This window comes from Alloyangia pacifica, assembly GCF_900116195.1.
Classification (GTDB): Bacteria; Pseudomonadota; Alphaproteobacteria; order Rhodobacterales; family Rhodobacteraceae; genus Salipiger; species Salipiger pacificus.
In genome coordinates this window covers 46,555-65,240 of sequence record NZ_FOZW01000015.1, presented here as the reverse complement: position 1 = coordinate 65,240, position 18,686 = coordinate 46,555, and the positions used below count along the sequence as shown (strand labels likewise).

The following is an 18,686-nucleotide window of genomic DNA, read 5'->3' as shown; positions in this document are numbered from 1 at the left end:
AGGGAGAGAGCCGAGTGTCGCGCAAGCCGGTCACGATCAAGGATGTCGCCGCCGAAGCGAAGGTGTCGAGGGCGACCGCTGCCCGGGCGCTGAACAACTACGGTTATGTCGGCGGGTCGGCCGCCGAGCGGGTGCGCGAGGCGGCGGACCGGCTCGGATACCGCCATAACCGCATCGCTCAGGCCTTGCGCCGGGGTGATTTGCCGCTGATCGGATTCATCCCCGGCGATATCCAGAACCCGTTCTTCGCGCGTATTGCACATGATCTCGACAAGAGACTGCGCCAGCAAGGTCACAACCTGCTCATCGCGAGCAGCGAAGAGGACCTCGACCAGGAGCGCGAGCTCGTGGAAAGCTTGCGCTCGCTCAGCGTGCGCGGGCTTATCGTGGCTCCGACCTCGGCGCGCGATATGTCGCATTTCCAGTCTCTGGCCAAGGACAACATGCCGCTGGTCGTGATCGACCGCTACTCCGGCAACGTCGCCTGCGACAGCATCGTCGTGGACAACGAGGGGGGCGCGCGCGAGGGTGTTGATCTGCTCGTTTCCAAAGGTCACAGGCGCATCGCCTTTCTCGGCGACGAGGGGCGCATCTTCACGGTGCAGCAACGGCTTGCTGGTTACCGCTCGGCGCTGCAGGCGCATGGGCTGGCCGTGGACGAACGGATGATCGCGCTTTCGGGCTCCACGACAAAACACGCGGTCGAGGCGGTGATACGCCTGTTCCGCCAAACGCCGGCACCGACCGCCATTTTCACCGTAGACAGCCTGATGACCACCGGCGCGATGATTGCTCTGCGCAGCATGGGCCTGCGGGTTCCGCGCGACGTTTCGCTCGTGGGCTTTGACGATTTCGATCTTGCGACGTTCACCGATCCGCAGGTTACCGTCGTATCCCAGCCGATCGAGCGCATCGGACCCCTCGCAGCCGAGATCATGCTGCAGCGAATTTCCGGGGACAGCTGTGCGCCGCAGCACCATGTCTTTCCCACAGAGCTGATTATCCGAGGGTCGGTGGCCGCGATCTAGACCGCGGCCACCTCAGTCAGAGACGCGCGACGGCTCAGGTCGCAAAGCGCTCGGGACGGAAGGCGGCGAGCAGCGGGTGGCGCAGGCCGAGCGCCATTTCCTCGGCCAGCAGTTCGCCAGCGAGCAGACCCAGCGTCGCGCCGCTGTGCGAAAACGCCACGAAACACCCGGGCAGTTTCTCGAGCTCGCCGAACACTGGCTCGCCGTCCCCGGGGATCGGCTTGGGACCAAGGTGCACCGCCTTCACCTGCAGGTCCGGCGCGCCGCTGAGAACCTTGCGGGCCTCGTCGATCAACTCGCTGACTGTCGAGGGCAACGCCTCGAAGGTGCCGTTCTGGTGCACGACCACCTCTTCCTCGGACCAGCCGGAGTCGAGGTAGAACGCCCCGTCTGGGGTCGGACGGATGGCGACGCGCGGGGTGTTGAGCACAGTGCGGAGCGGATGCGAAAGCGGATGGGTCTCGACGAGCAGCGCCACGGGGGTGTCGTCACCGATGGTGATGCCCTGTTCGGCCACCGTGGCGGGAACCGCGGGGCCGGTGGCCAGCAGCAGCTTGTCGGCAGAGAACGTGCGCCCATCGGCGCAGCGCGCGCCGGTGCAGCGGCCGTCTTCCACGATCAACTCGGCCCGGCCCGCATCGGTGACGATGGTGCCGCCTGCGGCCGTGACCTCGGCGGCGAGCTGATGAATCAGCGACGGCAGGTCAACCCAACCTTCGTTGGCATTGAGGATCGCGCCGGCGCTGGTCACCTGCGCGCCATCGACCCCCTCGATCTGCGCGCTCACTTCCTCGCCGGACAGCAGTTCGGCAGGGTAGCCCAGCTCCCGCTCGTAGCGGAAGACATCGGCGATCTCGTTGCTGTCGTCTTCCGCGTCCCAAGTAAGTCCGCCGGCGAAGGATAGCCAGCTGGCGCCGGGATTGCGGTCGGCCAGCACACGATAGCGCTCGATCCCGGCCTGCCGAAGTCGGTGGTAGGGCAGGCTGCGCCGCCGCGCGGTATTGAGCCAGGCCAGCGAACGCCCGGAGGCCCCGTTGCCCAGCGGGCCATCGTTGATCAGGGTCACTTGCACGCCCATGCGGCTGAGCTGCGCGGCGGTCGAGACGCCGAAGATGCCGCCGCCGATGATCAGCGCGGTGGAGATGGAGGGTTTGGGGCACTGCATGTCAGTCTCCTGCTTGTCCCGTTGTCGAGGTGATGGCTTCCCAGCGATGGCTCTGTGCGGCGCGTGTCAGCGCCTCGAGCGCGGCGGCGTTGCCAAGGGTGTCCGCGGCCGCATCGGCGGCAAACCCGCCCTGATGCACCGCCCGGGCAAAACTTTCGGCCTGCAGGCGGTATTGGTCGGCGGGCGGGCAGGTCAGCAGCTCGCGCCCGCCACCGAGCAGGTCTGCGCCGTTGTCGAGCGCCAGCCGCGCTGGGTGATCGGGCGGGCAGTTGAAGGGCGCGTCGAGCACGAGGTAGCCCTCGGTGCCGAGCAGCGTGAGCTGCTGAACCAGCGCAGACTGGGTCGAGACGGTAAAGCTCAGCTGCCCACCGCCCGGAAAACGCGCGGTCCCGGTGGTCAGACGGTCAGTGCCGAACTTGGGATCGAGGTCCATGGTACAGCTCACCGCCTCGGGCTCGGCACCGAAGAAGAACCGCGCGGTGTCGACCGCGTAGCAGCCGACGTCATAGAGCCCGCCACCGCCGATGTCCTTCTGGTTGCGGACGTTTTGCGGATCGTCGTTGCAGTAGCTGAACAGCGCCTGCACGCCGGTGAGCCGGCCGATCCGGCCCGCGCTCACCAGTTCACGGGCTTTGATCCATTGCGGGTGGTGGCGGGTCATGAAGGCCTCGGCCACCACGCGCCCCGCGGCTTGCGCCGCTGTGGTGACCTCGCGGGCTTCGGCGAGGGTCAGGGCGAGGGGCTTCTCGCACAGCACATGCTTGCCGGCGGCCAGCGCCTGCAATGTCAGGGGCACGTGCAGGTGGTTTGGCAGGGGATTGTAGATCACCTCGATTTCGGGGTCCGCGAGCAGTGCCTCGTAGCTGCCGTAGGCGCGCGGGATGCCGAACGCGCCGGCCATAGCCTCGGCCCGGGCGACATCGCGCGAGGCGATCGCGCCAAGGCGGCAGCCCTCGGCATCCCGCAGGGCGGGCAGCATCGCCTTGCGCGCGATGCCGGCGGTGCCGAGGATGCCCCATGATAGGTCTTTCATCGGAGTTTCCTTAGGTTTTCCGTGTCACAGGACCTCGGCGAAGAACTTCTTCAGCCGGTCGGTCTGCGGGTTGTCGAAGAGCGCGTCGGGCGTGCCGGCTTCGACGATCTTGCCCTCGTCCATGAAGACGATCTGGTCAGCGACCTGCCGCGCGAAGCCCATCTCGTGGGTGACCACGACCATGGTCATGCCGCGCCGCCCGAGATCGGCCATGAGGTTGAGCACGCCCTTCACCAGTTCCGGGTCGAGGGCGCTGGTGACCTCGTCGAAGAGCACCACCTCGGGGTCCATCGCCAGAGCCCGGGCGATGGCGACGCGCTGCTGCTGTCCGCCCGACAGGTTCGACGGCCGGTGATCGCCGCGCCCCTGCAGGCCGACCTCGGCGAGGCGGGCGTCGGCGATGGCGCGGGCCTCGGCGCGCGGCAGCCCCTTGATCCTGGTGAGCGAGAGCATGATGTTCTCGCGCGCTGTGTGATCGGGGAAGAGGTTGAAGTGCTGGAACACCATGCCGACGCGGGCGCGCAGGGTCTCGGGTTTCATGCCGCGGATGTCGGTGCCATCGAGCATCACCTGGCCGCCGTTCATCTCGACGAGCCGGTTGAGGCTGCGCAGAAGTGTCGACTTGCCCGAGCCGGAAGGTCCGACGATGCAGGTGACGGATCCCTTGGGGATCTCGAGGTTGATCCCGCGCAGCACTTCGAGGGGGCCATAGCTGAGCCGCAGGTCGCGGATCGACAGGCTGCCGCCGTTGAAGCGGGTCTGCTCGGCATTGCGCGTCGCGGCGCCAAGCTCGTCCACCTCGTCGAGACCGCTGCTGGGCTGGGCCCCGGTTGTCCGCTTGCCGGACCGCAGGCGGTGGTCGATGTGGTTGACCAGGTGGGTCAGCGGCACGGTGATCACCAGATAGAAAATCCCCGCCAGAAGCAGCGGCGAGAGGTTGCCGGTGACCACTGCGGCGTCCTGCCCGACGCGGAAGATCTCGCGTTCCGAGGCCAGGAGGCCGAGGAAGTAGATCAGCGAGCTGTCCTTCACGTTCGAGATGAACTGGTTGACCAGCGCCGGCAGCACGCGGCGGATGCCCTGCGGCACGACAATCAGGCGCATGCCCTGACTGTAGCTCATCGAGAGGGCGCGGCAGGCCTCCATCTGGCCGGTCGGCACGCTCTGGATGCCGGCCCGGAAGATTTCGCCGATATACGCCCCGGCGATCAGGCTCAGCGCGAGGATGCCGAGCGGGTAGGGGGAGGGACCGAAAAGCTCACGCCCGAGCCCGGCGAAGCCCTGTCCGATGAGCAGGATGGTGACGATGGCGGGCAGGCCGCGGAAGATGTCGGTGTAGATGCGCGCGGGCACCCGCAGCCAGGCGGCGCGCGAAATGCCCATTACCGCAAGAATGATGCCGATGATGATGCCGATGATTGTCGAGGCGGCCGCGAGGATCAGCGTGTTCTTCAGGCCGGTCGACAGCATGATCGGCAAGATCTCGGCCATGGCGTCCCAGTCGAGGAACGTCCGTTGGAGGTTTTCCAACCACATAAGGTGTCTCCAGGGGGCGGGGCAGGGCGCCGCCCGACGTCTTGGGAATTGGGCTGCCGGCGGTGCCGGCAACCGGAAGGTCGGGCGGGATCAGCTGCCGCTCGGCAGATACTGCTTGGGCATTGGCGAGCCGGGGAACCACTTCTCGTAGAGGTCGCGCCAGGTGCCGTCTTCCATCGCCGCATGCAGCGCTTCGTTCAGCGCGTTGCGCAGCGCGTCATTGCCCGGTTTCACCGCGAAGCCGGCGGGTGCATCGAAGGAGGGGATGTTGACCTTGATGTCGAGGTCGTAGCGCTCGCCGTAGGTCTTGGCGGCCTCGTAGTCGAGGAAATGCGCGTCGATCGTGCCGTTGTTCAGCGCCGCGACGCCGGTGTTGTTGTCGGGGAACTGCACGATGTCGGTGTCGGTGAAGGTCTTCTTGGCGTACATCTCCTGCAGCGTGCCCTGCACGACGCCGAGGCGCTTGCCCGCGAGGCTCGCGGGGTCATCGGTGATCGCCTCCTCGCCCGAGAGGACCGAGAGGTAGCCGGCAAGGTAGCCGTCCGAAAAATCGACGACCTCTTCGCGCTGCTCGGTGATGCCGATAGCGGCGGCGGCGATATCGAAACGACCGTTGGAGACGGAAGGCAGCAGCGCCGCGAACTCCTGCCCGGTAAAGAGGATCTGATCCTCCTCGAAGCCGAGCCGCCCGAGCACGTTGCGCAGGAACTCCACGTCGAACCCGGTGAATTCGCCGGCTGCAGTTGTGAAGGCATAGGGCTTGGCATCGCCGAGCGATCCGACGCTGACCGTGTCGGCGTCGAGCAGGTTGTAGGGGTTGTCCTGCGCCTGGACGGCGCCGGCGGCGGCAAGTGCAACCAGCAAGCCGGTCAGGGGGGCTTTTGCCCGGTCGAGAAGGCTGATGGACATGTCGTGTCTCCCGCTGTTGGCGGGCCGACCCTCTCTGTGCAGTCATGCCGAGGGATCGGCCTCGTTTAAATATGAGACCGGTGTCATATGTAGTGAGACCGGTATCAGTAGTTGTATGGTTCATGTATGTTTTGATTCGCGTCAACAGGCTTGATAAGGATTTCGAGCCCTGAAAATTGAAGTGGCAGGAATGAGCGGAAAAAAGAGTTCACTGACCGTCGCGGACGTCGCCCGGGCGGCCAAAGTATCAAAAGCCACGGCGGCCCGGGTCCTCGGGGGCTATGGCATCGCCAGCGAGACCGCGCGCAAGGCAGTGCTGGAGGCCGCGGAAACGCTTGGGTACCAGCCCAACGACCTCGCCCGATCAATGAGCACTGGAAGGAGCGGCTTGGTCGGAGTGATCGTCGGCGACATCGAGAACGCCTTCTTCAGCCAAGCAGTCCGGGGCATCAGCGATACGCTGCGCGCCGCTGACCTGAACCTGATCATCAGCAACTCGAGCGAACGGCTTTCGGAAGAGATTGAAATGGTCTCGGTCCTGCTGCGTCAGCGAGTCGCTGGGCTCATCGTCGCACCGACGGACGCGCGTCACCTGGATCATCTGAAAGCAGCTCTGGCAGCGGGCACGCCGGTGGTCACACTTGACCGCCATGTTCCGGAGTTGGAAGCTGATGCGATTTGCGGCGACGACCGTGAGAGCGTCGGACGCGTGCTGCGGCGGCTGCACGAGGTCGGACATCGGCAGATCGCCTATGTTACCGCCATGGAGACAACTGACGGAAAGCTCGGCAAGCTCGAAGACATCGGCATCTCGGCGGTCCGGGAGCGGATCACGGGCTTTCTGACGCACATGCGTGAGGCGGGCGTGGAGAAACCCGCCAATCTTGTTTTCGTCGGAGCGACTGGGGACGATGAAACGAGCTTGGTCGTAACACGCATCCTTGAGCGATCCCCGCCAATTACAGCGATTCTGGCCTCGGACAGTCTCATCGGAGCGCGGATCTTTCGCGAACTGTCAGACCGGGGTCTCAAGTTGCCGCAGGAAATGTCCCTGGTTTCCTGGTTCGATGCCGACTGGACGCGGGTCACCTCGCCGCGGATCTGCGTGGTGGATCAGCCGACCTATCGGTTCGGACAGGAGGCGGCCGAGCGGTTGATCGCTCGGCTAAAGGGCGATGCGTCACCGCCCCAAGTGTTTGTTATACCGACGCCTCTCCTAGAACGTGGCTCGATTGGAGCGGCAAGGTCCGACTGACTTCTTACAAAGGTGGGTGCGGGGCGCCGCACCGCTGCAAAAGCCAGTCGGGTTGCAGCGCTGGTTCAGAGGCTCAAGTGTCGAGCCGCGCCATCAGTGCCTCTGCTGAGAAGAGGTCGAGGTGTCCGCCGCCAACGTTCTTGCAGACTGTGATCTCCGTATCCCTGGTGCGACCGGGGTGCGTGCCCTGCGCGAGTTCGAAATGGTCTGCTTGAATGGCGTCCCAGCCGATCACACCGGCAGCGATGGGTTGGCAGAGATCGCCCGCACTCTCCATTCCGCCGCGCGTATCCACGAAGAGTGTGCCTCGCGTCATGCAGGTGTCGTCGCATTCACGCATCTCCGGTCGATAGGCCCCGACCAAGTCCAGATGCACGCCGGGCTTCAGCAGCGCGCCCTTGACCAGTGGCGCACGGGACATGGTCACGCAGGAGATGACATCGGCGCATGCAACAGCGGCATCGAGGTCGGAGACGACCTCCACGGAGACTCCTCTGCCGGCAAGCGTGGCTTGCAGTGCCCGGGCGCGCGCTGGGGTCCGGTTCCAGACGAGGACGCGGGAGATGGAGGGCCGTGCTGCGCAATGGGCCGCAATGACGTGTGGCGCGAGGCCCCCTGCACCGACGACAAGAAGGATTTCAGCATCCTCACGCGCCAGAAAAAGGGCGCCTAGGCCGCTGTCGGCAGCGGTCTTTCGGAACGTCATCGCCTCCCCGTCTGCCACCAGCTTCGGGGTTCCAGTGTCTGGATCGAAGACGGCGACGAGGCCCTGGACGCTGGCCTGTGGCGGGTCGAGTTGAAGGTTTCCGGGAAAGACGCCAACCAGTTTGGCTGCGATCGCCCCGTGGCCGTTCCAGCCGAGCAGGCTGACGAACTGGTTGCCAGTGCCTGCCGGATCGTCCGCAACGATATTAGCACCGAAGGGCGGCGGTCCGAGATGTGCCCGGCGCAGGGCGTCGATCAGATACGGGTAGTCCAAGAGGCGATGGACCTCTTCGGCGGTGACGAGTTGCATCGTGGCTCCTCCGCGTCAGGTGCGCAGCGAATAGGTTATTAGGTGGGTAGGGGTAACGAGGCGGGAAAAAGCTATGGGCTCGTCACCGGCGGCAAGCACGGTTTTGTCAATGCGCCAGACCGGATCGGTGGGCCCGACGCCTAGGTGACGGCGCTCGGCGGGCGTGGCGAAACCGACTGCCAGCGTCCGTTCGGCGGCGAGGGGCTGTGGCCCACCGGTATCCCGCAAGGTTTCGAAGAAGGAGGCGCCTTGGCTGACGGGACCGACGACCCGCGGCAGCGCCTCGGAGTCGATGAACAGGCTCTCGAGAGTGAGGGGGCGTCCGTCGACACAGATAAGGCGGTTGATGCGAAGCAACGGCGCGTCTCGCAGCACGGAAGCCTTGTCGTCGCGCACTTCCTCGACGTCGAGGACTTGGTGCGTGACCGCGCCCTCCGCCTTGAATGCTTCCGAAAACCCGGTGAGCGTCACAAGCTGCTGAGCGATGGGGCGCCGGGAGACCACCGTGCCGCGGCCCTGCTGGCGAAGAAGATAGCCTTCTTCGCATAGCTCCTTGACTGCGCGGCGCAGAGTGATCCGGCTGACGCCGAACTCAGCACACAGTTCCGGCTCCGAGGGGAGGAAGTCCCCCTCTGCCAGCGCGCCTGAGGTGACCCTGTTCTTCAAGTCCTGTTTCACGCGGGCATAGAGGGGGGCAATCTTGTTCATTTGGTTGGTGTGTCTCGCTCGACCGGTTCCGATCAGTAGTCGTGAAGCTTTTTCATGTAGCGCCGCGCTTCCAGCATTTCCTGGTCGCGAAGGTCTGCAATCTTGTACGCGAAACGCCACAGCGTGTCGAAGAAGATCAGGGGCACGAGGTTGCCTGCCAAACCGGCGTCGATGCCGGAGAGATCGAGTTCAGCCGCGTCGAGCACCAAGATGTTTTCCGTCGCGCCGAAGCGGTGGAGAAAAGTTTCCGCGCGCTCGGTGAGTGGGCGCGTGCTGTCGAGGCCCTTGAACAACACAAAGCTGGCATTTTCGTCCAGAACCTCAAACGGGCCATGGAAGAACTCGTTGGCATGTATTGCGTGCGAGTTGATCCACTGCATTTCCATCAACACGCAAATCGCAAAGGAGTAAGCCGCGCCATAGTCCGCGCCCGAGGCCATGGTATAGATGACGTCCTTCTTTGCGAGCCGAGGTGCGTAGTCGGCGAAGAGGGGGGCGAAGTGGGTATGCGCCCGGTCAATTGCGGGCTGCAGGGCTTCCAGCGAGTCCATCAGCGCGCCTAGTTTGTCGGAACCGTCGAAGATCTTCGCCAAGCCAAGCACAAGCTGGTAGATTCGGGCATAGTTGCTGTTCTTCGCATCGATCGGCACACCGGTGGTGTAGGGGGCCTCGAACCCAATGGCGTGATCTCCTGCCTCGGCAAGCGGAGACGCGGGATCGGTGGTCAGGACGAGCGTCAGCGCACCTGCGGACTGGGCAAATTTTGTCGCCGCAACGGTTTCTTTGGTCGTGCCAGTCATAGAGCACAGGACCACCAGCGATTGCTTCGTCAACCGCTTCGGGGCGCGAGCAACGAATTCAGCGGCATTTAGGACATCGCTCGGCAGCGCGGCTGAGTGTTGGTCGAGCATGAACTTCGCGGGATGCATGATGGAGAGAGAGCCGCCGCAGGCGACGAAAAAGACCTGATCAACTTCGCGCTCGGCCACGGCGGCAAGCGCGGCGGAAACACCTGGATCGAGGCGGGGGTCAATTGGGGTGAGCGGCATTTTCTAGCTCCATATGATAGTAATACGTCATATAACGTCATACTATCTGACATTGGAACCGTCAATGCCTTGAATGACAGTTGACAGGATGAGAGTGTAAATGAGAAGGTTCTCACAAAATTGCAGGACTGGCGAAATGAACAAGTGCAACAAGCGACCTTGGGTCGTGGCCTTCGGAGACAACGTGGTGGATTGCTACGCCGACCGAGGAGAGATGTATCCGGGTGGCAACACCCTCAACCTGAGTGTCTTCGTCCGCCGTTCGGGTGGACGTGCGAGCTATGTCGGAGCGGTTGCGGACGACGCTGCCGGGCGGCACATCCGAAACAGCCTGGCCGCCGAGGGCGTCGACATCTCCGGCTTGAGAACACTTCCCGGTAGCACGGCCTTTTGTGTAATCGGAAATAGTAACGGCGATCGGGAGTTCCTGGGCGCGGATCTCGGAGTCTCAATGATTTCTCCGGAGCCAGCGGATCTAAAAATGATCGCCGCCGCTGATGCCGTTCATACTGGACGTTCCAGCCACGCAGACAGGTTTCTAGAAGGCTTTTCCGCGCGCGCGAAGCTTTCCTTCGACTTTGCCGTGATCCGAGATCCCGGCCGCATTGCCAGGATTGCGCCGCACTGCTTCTTGGCAAGCTTTTCCGGAGGTGACCTGACTAAGGACGGCGCCGAGGCGCTGCTCCAGAACGCGCGCGCCGCAGGGGCTACTTGGGTCTTGGTGACGCGCGGCGGTGATGGCGCGCTGCTGGCCGGACCGGACGGAACCTTTGCAACTCCTGCGGCCTCTGCGACCCTGACTGATACACTTGGAGCAGGAGATACGTTCATTGCACGCACGCTGCTCGGCCTCTTGCGGGAAGAAGAACCTGGTACTGTTCTCACATCAGCCGCGAGGATGTCCGCAGAAACTTGCGGCCAGCGCGGTGGCTTTGGCCATCCAGCGCCGCTTGAGGTCGACCAGTCCCTCGCGAAACCACTTTCTGAGATTTACCTGGTCGAGGAAGCTCAGGAAGCCGCGCGAGCGTGAGTTTCGAAAACTTCAACCAAGCGACCCCCGAAACGTGGGGCGTATAATCCAACGGGAGAGAGAACCATGTCTTACATCACAAAAGCCGGAGTTGCCGCTGCGGCCCTTTTCGGTGCCACGCTATCCGCTCAAGCGGCCGAAATCACTCTGCGCATCGCGTCGGTCAACCCGCCGACCGCACTGTCGGTGCAGATCGCCGAGGAAGTGGCCGCCCGTATCACTGAACGCACCGAAGGCCGTATCGCCTTTCAGGTCTTTCCATCGGCGCAACTGGGCACAACGACAGATTCCCTTGAGCAAGCGAGCCAGGGCTTGCCAATCATCACCTTCACGTCCGCCAGCTTCATGAGCCAGTTCGGGGTGCCGGAACTCGCCACGGTCGAGGGCCCGTTCGCGATTTCGGGCGCCGAGGAGGGCCAGACGCTTGCCTTTTCGCCGCTTATGCAGGGCTACTATGACACCCTAGCGGAAAAGGCCGGCGTGCGCGTCCTGGCGCTGAACTGGTTCGACGGCGCACGCCATATGATCGGTGCAGCGCCCTATCCGGAACCGGCGGCTCTCGAAGGCGTGAAAATGCGGGTCCCTCCGGTCGAGACCTGGCTGAACACCTTTGAGCCGTTGGGAGTAGTGGCCACAACGGTCGAGGCCGCCGAGACCTATTCGGCATTGCAGCAAGGCGTTGTCACCGCAGCAGAGGCACCGATCACGGGTCTGCAGGCGTCGAAATGGTATGAGCCAGCGAAGAATATCACACTTACCGGACACTTTAATCTCTTTCTGGGTTGGGTCACCAGCGAAGCGGTCATGCAATCCTTGACCGAAGCGGACCGTAGCATCCTCATGGAAGAGTTCCGCAAAGGGGGAGAGGAGCTAACGCAGCAATCGATCGAGAAGGAAGCCAGGATTAAAGCCGAATTCGAGGCAGCGGGCGTTACCTTCCACGAGGCGAATCTGCCGGCCTATCGCGAGGCGACCGCGAGCTTCTGGGAGAACTGGCCTGCTGGGACTTATGACGCCATCCGCGCTGCCGCGACTGGCAAATGAACCATGTTTCGGACGACCTGGGTCTGACATTCGCCCCGGTCGTCCCCCTTCCATTGGCTGCACGAGTTTCCTGTAGCCTCTATTTGGGAAATGCTAATGCGCATACTATCGGGTTTCCTGACCCTTCTAGGTGCAGCTGTGCCGGCGACATTGCTCGGGATCGTCCTGTTGATCGTCAGCGCTGACGTGTTCGCGCGGTTATTCCTGTCTACATCGATCCACGTCGCCCATGACCTTGCCATCGTCGCGCTCGCCGGGGTCGTCTGGTTTGGAATGGTCGATACGGCGCGGCAGGGCGAACTGTTCGGTATCCGGTTCTTCAGTGACCGACTCCCCACCATTGTGCGCTACTGGGTGCAGGTGCTGGTCCACGTTGCGGTAATTGCCATCGCCTTCGAGATCGCCCGCTCTGGCATCTCACAGGTGCAGGGCTCACGCTTCACCCGTTTCGTATCTCTCGGTTGGCCGAAGTGGATCGTCTCCGCCGGATTGGTTGGAGCCATGGGCGCGCTAATGCTGGTCGAAAGCCAGCGCCTGTGGCGGCTGCTCACGACCCATCGCCCGACACCCTTGGACTAAATTCCCATGATGACTGCTGCCCTGACCTTCCTGCTTCTACTCGCGGTGGGCGTACCGATCGCCTTCGTGATCCTTGGCGCCTCCACCATCTACTTCATCCTGAACCCCCTTATGGCATCAATCGTGGCCCAGAGAATGGGCTCGGCGCTCGAGAGCTTTCCTCTGCTGGCTGTGCCCTTCTTCATCGTTGCCGGTGCCGCCATGGCCCGCGGGGGTATCGCGCGGCGGCTCTACCATCTCGCCGATGGCCTGGTAGGCCACTGGTGGGGGGGGCTGGCGCAGGTAGCGGTGATGAATTCACTGTTCCTTGGCGCGATGTCCGGCTCCTCCAACGCCGATGCCGCCATCGATGCCCGAACGATTGCACCGATCATGCGCGAACGCGGATATTCGAACGGGTTCGCGTCCGTGGTGAGTGCTGCCTCGGGGGCAATTGCCCCGATCATGCCGCCATCGATCGGCCTGATCATCTATGGCTTGTTGACCGATACCTCGATTGGAAAACTCTTCACCGCCGGCGTGATTCCGGCAATGCTCATAACCGCTGCGCTTCTCGTGACGGTTCGGATTGTGTCAAAGCGCCGCGGCTACGCGCCCGAACGCGCCACCCGCCTGCCTGCGCCGGAAATCGCGGCCCGCGCCAAAAGCGCGGGATGGGCGTTGGCCATGCCAGTCCTCCTGCTCGTGGGGCTTCGTGGCGGCTGGTTCACTCCCACCGAACTGGGCGCGATCGCGGCGCTCTATGCCTTCGTCGTGGGGTTGGTGATCTATCGCGGCTTTCACTGGAGCGAAACCTACGACCTACTCCGGGAATCCGCGCGCACCACTGCCAACGTGCTGTTCATAATAGCAGCTGCTGCCGTCTTCTCGATGATCCTCGCATTGGAGCAAGCGCCGCAGAAACTGATTGCCGTTCTTCTAGGAGTTTCTGACAACAAGTGGGTCGTGTTGCTAGTTATAAATCTGCTGTTGCTGGTGCTGGGCACGTTGCTCGAAGGCCTGGCGCTGATGATTATCCTGGTGCCTGTCTTGTTGGAAGTGACCCGGACCCTCGGGATTGATCCGGTACACTTCGGAATTGTGCTGGTTTTCAACACCACCATTGGGTCGATCACGCCGCCGGTGGGGACGGTGCTGTTTACCGTTTGCTCGATCACTAAATGCTCGATCGAGGAGTTCACCCGTGAAGCCTTGCCATTCCTCGCGGCGCTGGTGGCGGTACTTTTATTGCTGACCTTTGTGCCTCCGCTCGTGACCGTGCTGCCAAATCTGCTGTACTGAAGCATTGGAAATGGCCCCGGCGTGGTATCGCTCGGGGCCATTTTTTGCAGTGGACGCCTCACCTCAGGCGGTTTCGAGCACTCGAGAGAGGAATGCGCGGGTGCGCTCCTCGCGTGGGTGGGCCAAAACCTCTCGGGGGTTGCCCTCTTCGACAATCACACCGCCATCCATGAAAATGAGATGCTCCGCAACGTCCCGGGCGAAGCTCATCTCATGCGTCACGACGACCATCGTCGTGCCTTCTCGCGCGAGATCGCGCATTACGGACAGCACTTCTCCGATCAGTTCTGGGTCGAGAGCGGATGTTGGCTCGTCGAAGAGCACGAGCTCGGGCTTCATGGCAAGGGCTCGGGCGATAGCACAGCGCTGCTGCTGTCCGCCCGACAATTGGTGGGGATAATGCCCAGCACGGTCGCCAAGCCCCACCTTGGCCAGAAGTTCCATGGCCTCAGACTCGGCCCTTGCACGCGGCACGCCAGAAACGATCATCGGCGCCTCGCTCACGTTCTGGAGCGCTGTCAGATGCGGAAAGAGATGGAAACCCTGAAACACCATGCCCATTTTCTGCCGCTGCTTGGCAAGTTCGTTGAAACTCATCTCAAAGAGTCGCTCACCCCTCCATTTCAGTCCGATAGGCTCTCCCTTGAGGAAGACAGCGCCCGAACTTGGCTTTTCCAGGTGGTTGAGACAGCGCAGCAAGGTCGATTTGCCCGAACCGGAGGGGCCGACAATGCAGGTTACATCCCCCCGATGCACCTCCATGTCGATGCCCGAAAGCACCTCGTGGTTGCCGAAGCTCTTGCGAAGCCGTTCGACCTTGAGAAGCGGCGTAGTCATGCGAGATCCTCCTTTCGGCGCAGCGCGAAAGGCGCCTTGAGATTGCTTACCAAAGCCCGGGAAAGGCTGGGACGGCTGCGCGTCACATCGAAGTGTGCCTCAACGGCGTGCTCGATTAAGGTGAATGCGGTGGTCAGAACCAGGTACCAGATCGTGGCGACGATCAGTAGGGGGATCGTCTGGTAGGTTCGGGCATAGATCATCTGCGCCGAATACAGCAAGTCGGGCAGGGCCAGGATACTCACGAGACTGGAAAACTTGAGCATAGAGATGGTGTCGTTCCCAATCGGCGGTATCACGATGCGCAGCGCCTGCGGCAAAACGATCCGGCGCAGCGATTGCCAGCGGGTCATACCGAGCGTGGCGCACGCCTCTGTCTGACCGCCGCTCACGGCGCGAATGCCTGCGCGCAGCATTTCGGCTGCATAGGCGCTCTCAGTAAAGGCCAGTCCCATTATGGCCGCGCTGAAAGGGGTGATGAGGTCGTTGACGTCCCAGTTCACCAGCGTCGGGCCGAATGGTACAGAGATGGTGATCCGTGGGATCAGCAGCGCCATATTGTACCAAAAGATTAGTTGAACGAGCGGCGGCACCCCACGGAAGAACCAGATCCAGCCCCATGCGACCGACTGGAAGACCCGCGAGGAACTGAGTCGCATGACGGCCAGGATGACGCCGAGCAACAGACCCAGCAGCATCGCCAATAAGGTGAGCATGAGGGTGATACCCAGCCCCTTCAGGATATCGGGTGAAAAGAGGTATTCGAATACAACGGCCCATTGCATGTTCGGGTTGTTCACCAGCACTTCGAGGAAGAGCAAGGCGACGACCAGCAAGACTGCCCCGGCCAACCACTGGCCCATGTGGCGGACTGGAACGGGAGTAGCCGCATGAATGTCTCGGCTTGGCGTGGGTTTCGTTTTGGTTTCAGGCATGACGCTTTCCTGGCTTGGCGCCTGGCTGCGGCGCGGCGGAAACATTTCCCCGGCGCGGTTGGCGCGCCGAGGTGAAGCGGACCGACCTCATGGCGTCGGGTTCGTCTCGGTGATCAGCGCCGCTTCGGAGAGCATAGAGTCGTTGTTGAGACCCCAGTTCCCCATGATTTGTTCGTAGGTGCCGTCCTCGATCAGGGCTTGAATTGCAGCGGTAAAAATTGGGCCGATCTTGCTATCTTTCGGAACGCCGATGCAGGAGTGAGTCGCGGCGGCCTCAAGGCCACCAACCTCGAAGACCGGGTTGTTCTTCGCCATGTAGACCAGCTTAGCCCGAGCGGCGGCGGTCATGTCGACACGGCCAGACTGCACAGCAAGTTCCGCTGCGGATTGGCTCGAGAAGGTCTGGATGTCGATCGGCTCGAGACCTTGGGCGCTACAGACCTCGGCGTTCAGCGTCTCCATCAGATCGTGATCCCAGGAGCCATTGATGATTGCGGAGGAATGTCCGCAGACATCTTCGCGTTCTTCGATCTTCAGGCCGGAAGATTTCAGGAAGGCAAACCCGGTGCCGGCCGTACGTTGGGACACGAAGTCAAGAGATTTCAGGCGCTCTTCTGTCGCGCCCATCGAGGCGAAGGCGGCATCGAATCGCCCAGATATCAGCCCAGGTATGATCGCGTCCCAACCGGTCGGGACGTAGTTGAATGACACGCCCAACCGGTCCGAAATCGCCTGAGACAGTTCGACACTCCAGCCTTTCAGTTGGCCGTCTTCGAGGAATTCGTCGGGTGCCCAGTCGTTGAAGACCGCGATGTCGATTCCGTTTTCGATAAGGTCCTGGGGTACCTGCGCGTGCAGCTCTTCGATCACGGCGGCGCTGGCAGGCAAGGCTCCATGAAGAGCGGCTGAAAAGGCAACTGCCAGGAGCAGTTTGCCGTTGGCGACGTTTGGTTGCATGACGAGTTTCCCTATTGTCCAGAAGATAGCTTGCGAATTTCATACGCTTTTGTGTGAACGTTCTCACATGAATTCACAGGTTCGCATTGCGGTCAAGTGATCAGCGCGGCATCATGGGCGCCGGACAATTTTTTAATTCGGGGATCACCGCGGAATGCGGAAGGCGACAACGACAATCGCAGACGTCGCCCGGAAGGCGAACGTCAGTACCGCGACCGCCGGCAGGGTGCTAGGAAACTACGGCTATGCCAGCGAAACGGTTCGCAAAAAGGTACAAAAGGCGGCGCGCGAGCTCGGCTATCGCCCCAACCACCTCGCAAGGAGCCTGATCCGTGGTGAAACACGCACGATTGGCGTAGTCGTGGGTGACATTCAAAGCCCGTTCTACGCAAGGATCATTCGAGGGATCTCCGATGTCGCGCGGGCATCGGACATGGGCCTGATCATAACCAACAGCGACGAAGCCACTGATCTAGAAGAACAGTCTGTCGAGCTCCTTATGGACAAGAAGGTCGATGGAATGATCGTCTCGCCTTGCGACACCATCAATGCCGCTCATCTTAGAGCGGCCCACGAAGCTGGGATACCGATGGTCCTCATCGATCGCAGAGTGAAGGGGCTTGAAGTCGATTCTATCAGCCTGGACAGCGTCGGGAGCGCCCGAGCAGGAGTGGGGGACCTATTGCGCGCCGGGCATCGCAGGATCGCTCTTGTTGCAGAATTGGCGGGCACCGGCGGGATGACGATCGAGCGTATCATGTCGTCGAGTCCGCCGGGGCCGCCGGACATCAATTACCACTATCCGAGTTGGCAGCGGCTGCTGGGTTACCTGCTCGCACACCACGACGCGGGGATTGCGCCGCAGAGCGACCTGATTTGCCAGGTAAAGAGCTATTCATCCAAAGTTGCGGCGAAGAAAGCTGTGGAAATTCTCAGATCGGACACGCCGCCGACTGCGCTGTTCACCGCTGATGGCGTTATGTCCGCTGGTGTCATGGCAGCGGTCAAGGAAGTCGGGGCGCGGATCCCGGACGATATTTCGCTGCTATGCTTCGACGACTTGGACTGGATGGAATTCATGGTCCCCGGGATCGACGCGATCTCGCAACCTCGCAAGCAAATGGGCCAAATGGCCGCACGCCTGCTGATGGAGCGGATAGCCGACCCGACGAGCGAACCGCGCGTTTTGGATCTGGTGCCGCGGCACGTGGAGCGCGGATCAATTCGTCAAATCTTGACCACCGAAGGCGTCAATGGTGGCCCCGACGCCTGACATTGAGAGCGTTCTCACTGCATTGCTGCGGCTCGAGAGTATGCGGTTCACTTTAAGCGCCTCTTAGGGCACTCTTCATACAACAGTGGACGCAAATGATCGGGTAGGGCGTTGCGACCGGATCTTGCCACGTTGCCGTAGAAACTCGATCAATAGTTGCAGTTCGGGCGTCGGTTCGGCCTCCTGTGGCCAGACAAGGAAGTAGGAGTTCCCAGAGTCCTGAAATGACGGCCCCATCCGTATTAGGCGGCCAGCGTCGAGTTGCCCATCTGTGAGGAAGTCTGGTAGCAGCGCCACCCCCTGTCCGGCCAATGCCGCGTCGCAAAGCGATAGAAACTGGTCGAAAAGCGGGCCCCGCAGAGTACCGGGCACAACCTCCTGTTGCAAAAACCAGCTTTCCCAGGCCCCCGGCCGACTGGCCAAGTGCAGAAGCGGCATCTCGAGCAGATCCCGAGGCGTCGCCTCGGAGGGAAACCCTGCATTGGGGCTCGCGACGGGCACTAATCGGTTCTGCGCGAGCGGGAGGAACTCGACGCCCGGCCAATCGGGCGCCCCGAAATGAACCGCAGCGTCGAATTTCTCCGCCGCGAAGTCAAAGGCGGAGTTTCGGGTGGATTGATTGAGGTGAACGGTCGGGTTTTCCGCGAGAAAAGCCCGCAGATGCGGGGCGAGCCAATACAATCCGAAGGTTAGCGGAACAGCTAGGTTCAGCCCATTTCGGTCTCCCGCGGCTCGCAACTGCAAGCTGGCCCGTGCCAGGTCGTCGAGGCAATGCCGAACCGAGCGCGCATATCTGCGCCCCGCGGAGGTCAGGCGCAGCCCCTTACCTTCGCGAGTCAGCAAGTTCACGCCCAGCTGTTCCTCTAGACTCTTTAGTTGGCGGCTCACCGCGGAATGCGTCAGGTCGAGATCCCGCGCTGCCGCGACAGCGCTTCCCAGTCGATCCACAGCCTCCAGCGCCCGCAGACTGCTGATCGTGGGCAGGAAGCGTCTCGGGATTGACATGTGACAAAAGCTCCAAGGTTTGTGCGGACAAATCGCTTTTCGGGCAC

At 62.3% G+C, this 18,686-nt stretch carries 18 protein-coding genes; 7 read left to right on the top strand and 11 right to left on the bottom strand.

Annotated elements, in window-relative coordinates; all coding sequences use genetic code 11:
• Positions 1-14 precede the first annotated feature (14 nt).
• A complete protein-coding gene (locus BM397_RS24700; protein ID WP_092567422.1) occupies positions 15-1,028 on the top strand; it encodes a LacI family DNA-binding transcriptional regulator in 1,014 nt (337 codons plus the stop codon).
• Positions 1,029-1,062: 34 nt separating this feature from the next.
• On the opposite strand, the gene BM397_RS24695 is transcribed toward BM397_RS24700, so the two are convergent.
• The 4 genes from BM397_RS24695 to BM397_RS24680 form a co-directional block, all read right to left on the bottom strand.
• On the bottom strand, positions 1,063-2,193 hold the full coding sequence (locus tag BM397_RS24695; protein ID WP_092430711.1) for an NAD(P)/FAD-dependent oxidoreductase: 1,131 nt from the start codon (positions 2,191-2,193) through the stop codon (positions 1,063-1,065).
• Position 2,194: 1 nt separating this feature from the next.
• Positions 2,195-3,226 (bottom strand): Gfo/Idh/MocA family protein, encoded by a 1,032-nt coding sequence (locus tag BM397_RS24690; RefSeq protein ID WP_092430713.1) that lies wholly within the window; start codon positions 3,224-3,226, stop codon positions 2,195-2,197.
• Between the two features lie 24 nt (positions 3,227-3,250).
• Positions 3,251-4,762, bottom strand: coding sequence for an amino acid ABC transporter permease/ATP-binding protein (locus BM397_RS30010; RefSeq protein WP_092567421.1), 1,512 nt, complete (start codon positions 4,760-4,762; stop codon positions 3,251-3,253).
• 90 nt (positions 4,763-4,852) lie between these two features.
• The gene (locus tag BM397_RS24680; RefSeq protein ID WP_092430327.1) at positions 4,853-5,671 is read right to left on the bottom strand and encodes an ABC transporter substrate-binding protein; all 819 of its coding nucleotides are present in this window, start codon (positions 5,669-5,671) and stop codon (positions 4,853-4,855) included.
• Between the two features lie 190 nt (positions 5,672-5,861).
• Between BM397_RS24680 and BM397_RS24675 the strand changes: the two genes are divergently transcribed.
• Positions 5,862-6,926: a LacI family DNA-binding transcriptional regulator gene (locus BM397_RS24675; RefSeq protein WP_092430325.1), complete on the top strand. Its 1,065-nt coding sequence runs from the start codon at positions 5,862-5,864 to the stop codon at positions 6,924-6,926.
• A gap of 73 nt (positions 6,927-6,999) precedes the next feature.
• Here BM397_RS24675 and BM397_RS24670 read toward each other — a convergent pair whose 3' ends face one another.
• Genes BM397_RS24670 through BM397_RS24660 form a run of 3 tightly spaced genes read right to left on the bottom strand, consistent with a single transcriptional unit; the run spans position 7,000 to position 9,698 of the window.
• Complete coding sequence (locus BM397_RS24670) at positions 7,000-7,941, bottom strand: ornithine cyclodeaminase family protein (RefSeq protein WP_092430323.1); 942 nt, start codon at positions 7,939-7,941, stop codon at positions 7,000-7,002.
• A gap of 15 nt (positions 7,942-7,956) precedes the next feature.
• Positions 7,957-8,649 carry a GntR family transcriptional regulator gene (locus BM397_RS24665; protein WP_092430321.1) on the bottom strand — a complete coding sequence of 231 codons (693 nt, stop codon included), beginning with the start codon at positions 8,647-8,649 and terminating at the stop codon, positions 7,957-7,959.
• Between the two features lie 32 nt (positions 8,650-8,681).
• Positions 8,682-9,698, bottom strand: coding sequence for an SIS domain-containing protein (locus BM397_RS24660; RefSeq protein WP_092430319.1), 1,017 nt, complete (start codon positions 9,696-9,698; stop codon positions 8,682-8,684).
• Between the two features lie 136 nt (positions 9,699-9,834).
• On the opposite strand from BM397_RS24660, the gene BM397_RS24655 reads away from it, so the two are divergent.
• The 4 genes from BM397_RS24655 (at position 9,835) to BM397_RS24640 (ending at position 13,632) form a co-directional block, all read left to right on the top strand.
• Entirely contained in the window at positions 9,835-10,728 is an 894-nt protein-coding gene (locus BM397_RS24655; protein ID WP_092430317.1) for a PfkB family carbohydrate kinase, read from the top strand.
• 66 nt (positions 10,729-10,794) lie between these two features.
• The gene (gene dctP, locus BM397_RS24650; RefSeq protein ID WP_092430315.1) at positions 10,795-11,772 is read left to right on the top strand and encodes a TRAP transporter substrate-binding protein DctP; all 978 of its coding nucleotides are present in this window, start codon (positions 10,795-10,797) and stop codon (positions 11,770-11,772) included.
• Between the two features lie 96 nt (positions 11,773-11,868).
• Positions 11,869-12,351 carry a TRAP transporter small permease gene (locus tag BM397_RS24645; protein WP_092430313.1) on the top strand — a complete coding sequence of 161 codons (483 nt, stop codon included), beginning with the start codon at positions 11,869-11,871 and terminating at the stop codon, positions 12,349-12,351.
• A gap of 6 nt (positions 12,352-12,357) precedes the next feature.
• Entirely contained in the window at positions 12,358-13,632 is a 1,275-nt protein-coding gene (locus BM397_RS24640; protein ID WP_092430311.1) for a TRAP transporter large permease, read from the top strand.
• Positions 13,633-13,695: 63 nt separating this feature from the next.
• Here BM397_RS24640 and BM397_RS24635 read toward each other — a convergent pair whose 3' ends face one another.
• The 3 genes from BM397_RS24635 to BM397_RS24625 all read right to left on the bottom strand — a co-directional run bounded on the left by BM397_RS24635 (position 13,696) and on the right by BM397_RS24625 (position 16,361).
• On the bottom strand, positions 13,696-14,469 hold the full coding sequence (locus BM397_RS24635; protein WP_092430309.1) for an amino acid ABC transporter ATP-binding protein: 774 nt from the start codon (positions 14,467-14,469) through the stop codon (positions 13,696-13,698).
• Entirely contained in the window at positions 14,466-15,404 is a 939-nt protein-coding gene (locus BM397_RS24630) for an amino acid ABC transporter permease (RefSeq protein WP_092430307.1), read from the bottom strand. Before BM397_RS24630 ends, BM397_RS24635 begins: the two co-directional genes overlap by 4 nt.
• An 87-nt stretch (positions 15,405-15,491) precedes the next feature.
• On the bottom strand, positions 15,492-16,361 hold the full coding sequence (locus BM397_RS24625) for a transporter substrate-binding domain-containing protein (RefSeq protein ID WP_092430305.1): 870 nt from the start codon (positions 16,359-16,361) through the stop codon (positions 15,492-15,494).
• Between the two features lie 154 nt (positions 16,362-16,515).
• Between BM397_RS24625 and BM397_RS24620 the strand changes: the two genes are divergently transcribed.
• Positions 16,516-17,634, top strand: a complete 1,119-nt coding sequence (locus BM397_RS24620; RefSeq protein WP_092430303.1) for a LacI family DNA-binding transcriptional regulator — start codon at positions 16,516-16,518, stop codon at positions 17,632-17,634.
• 75 nt (positions 17,635-17,709) lie between these two features.
• Here the strand turns inward: BM397_RS24620 and BM397_RS24615 are convergent, their stop codons facing one another.
• Positions 17,710-18,639, bottom strand: a complete 930-nt coding sequence (locus tag BM397_RS24615) for a LysR substrate-binding domain-containing protein (protein ID WP_092430301.1) — start codon at positions 18,637-18,639, stop codon at positions 17,710-17,712.
• Positions 18,640-18,686 lie beyond the last annotated feature (47 nt).

Coding starts and splice junctions, on each gene's coding strand:
- BM397_RS24660 (WP_092430319.1), bottom strand. CDS start 9,698: ATGCCGCTCACCCCAATTGACCCCCGCCTCGATCCAGGTGTTTCCGCC.
- BM397_RS24690 (WP_092430713.1), bottom strand. CDS start 3,226: ATGAAAGACCTATCATGGGGCATCCTCGGCACCGCCGGCATCGCGCGC.
- BM397_RS30010 (WP_092567421.1), bottom strand. CDS start 4,762: ATGTGGTTGGAAAACCTCCAACGGACGTTCCTCGACTGGGACGCCATG.
- BM397_RS24655 (WP_092430317.1), top strand. CDS start 9,835: ATGAACAAGTGCAACAAGCGACCTTGGGTCGTGGCCTTCGGAGACAAC.
- BM397_RS24670 (WP_092430323.1), bottom strand. CDS start 7,941: ATGCAACTCGTCACCGCCGAAGAGGTCCATCGCCTCTTGGACTACCCG.
- BM397_RS24680 (WP_092430327.1), bottom strand. CDS start 5,671: ATGTCCATCAGCCTTCTCGACCGGGCAAAAGCCCCCCTGACCGGCTTG.
- BM397_RS24620 (WP_092430303.1), top strand. CDS start 16,516: ATGCGGAAGGCGACAACGACAATCGCAGACGTCGCCCGGAAGGCGAAC.
- BM397_RS24635 (WP_092430309.1), bottom strand. CDS start 14,469: ATGACTACGCCGCTTCTCAAGGTCGAACGGCTTCGCAAGAGCTTCGGC.
- BM397_RS24675 (WP_092430325.1), top strand. CDS start 5,862: ATGAGCGGAAAAAAGAGTTCACTGACCGTCGCGGACGTCGCCCGGGCG.
- BM397_RS24625 (WP_092430305.1), bottom strand. CDS start 16,361: ATGCAACCAAACGTCGCCAACGGCAAACTGCTCCTGGCAGTTGCCTTT.
- BM397_RS24695 (WP_092430711.1), bottom strand. CDS start 2,193: ATGCAGTGCCCCAAACCCTCCATCTCCACCGCGCTGATCATCGGCGGC.
- BM397_RS24615 (WP_092430301.1), bottom strand. CDS start 18,639: ATGTCAATCCCGAGACGCTTCCTGCCCACGATCAGCAGTCTGCGGGCG.
- BM397_RS24630 (WP_092430307.1), bottom strand. CDS start 15,404: ATGCCTGAAACCAAAACGAAACCCACGCCAAGCCGAGACATTCATGCG.
- BM397_RS24645 (WP_092430313.1), top strand. CDS start 11,869: ATGCGCATACTATCGGGTTTCCTGACCCTTCTAGGTGCAGCTGTGCCG.
- BM397_RS24665 (WP_092430321.1), bottom strand. CDS start 8,649: ATGAACAAGATTGCCCCCCTCTATGCCCGCGTGAAACAGGACTTGAAG.
- BM397_RS24640 (WP_092430311.1), top strand. CDS start 12,358: ATGATGACTGCTGCCCTGACCTTCCTGCTTCTACTCGCGGTGGGCGTA.
- dctP (WP_092430315.1), top strand. CDS start 10,795: ATGTCTTACATCACAAAAGCCGGAGTTGCCGCTGCGGCCCTTTTCGGT.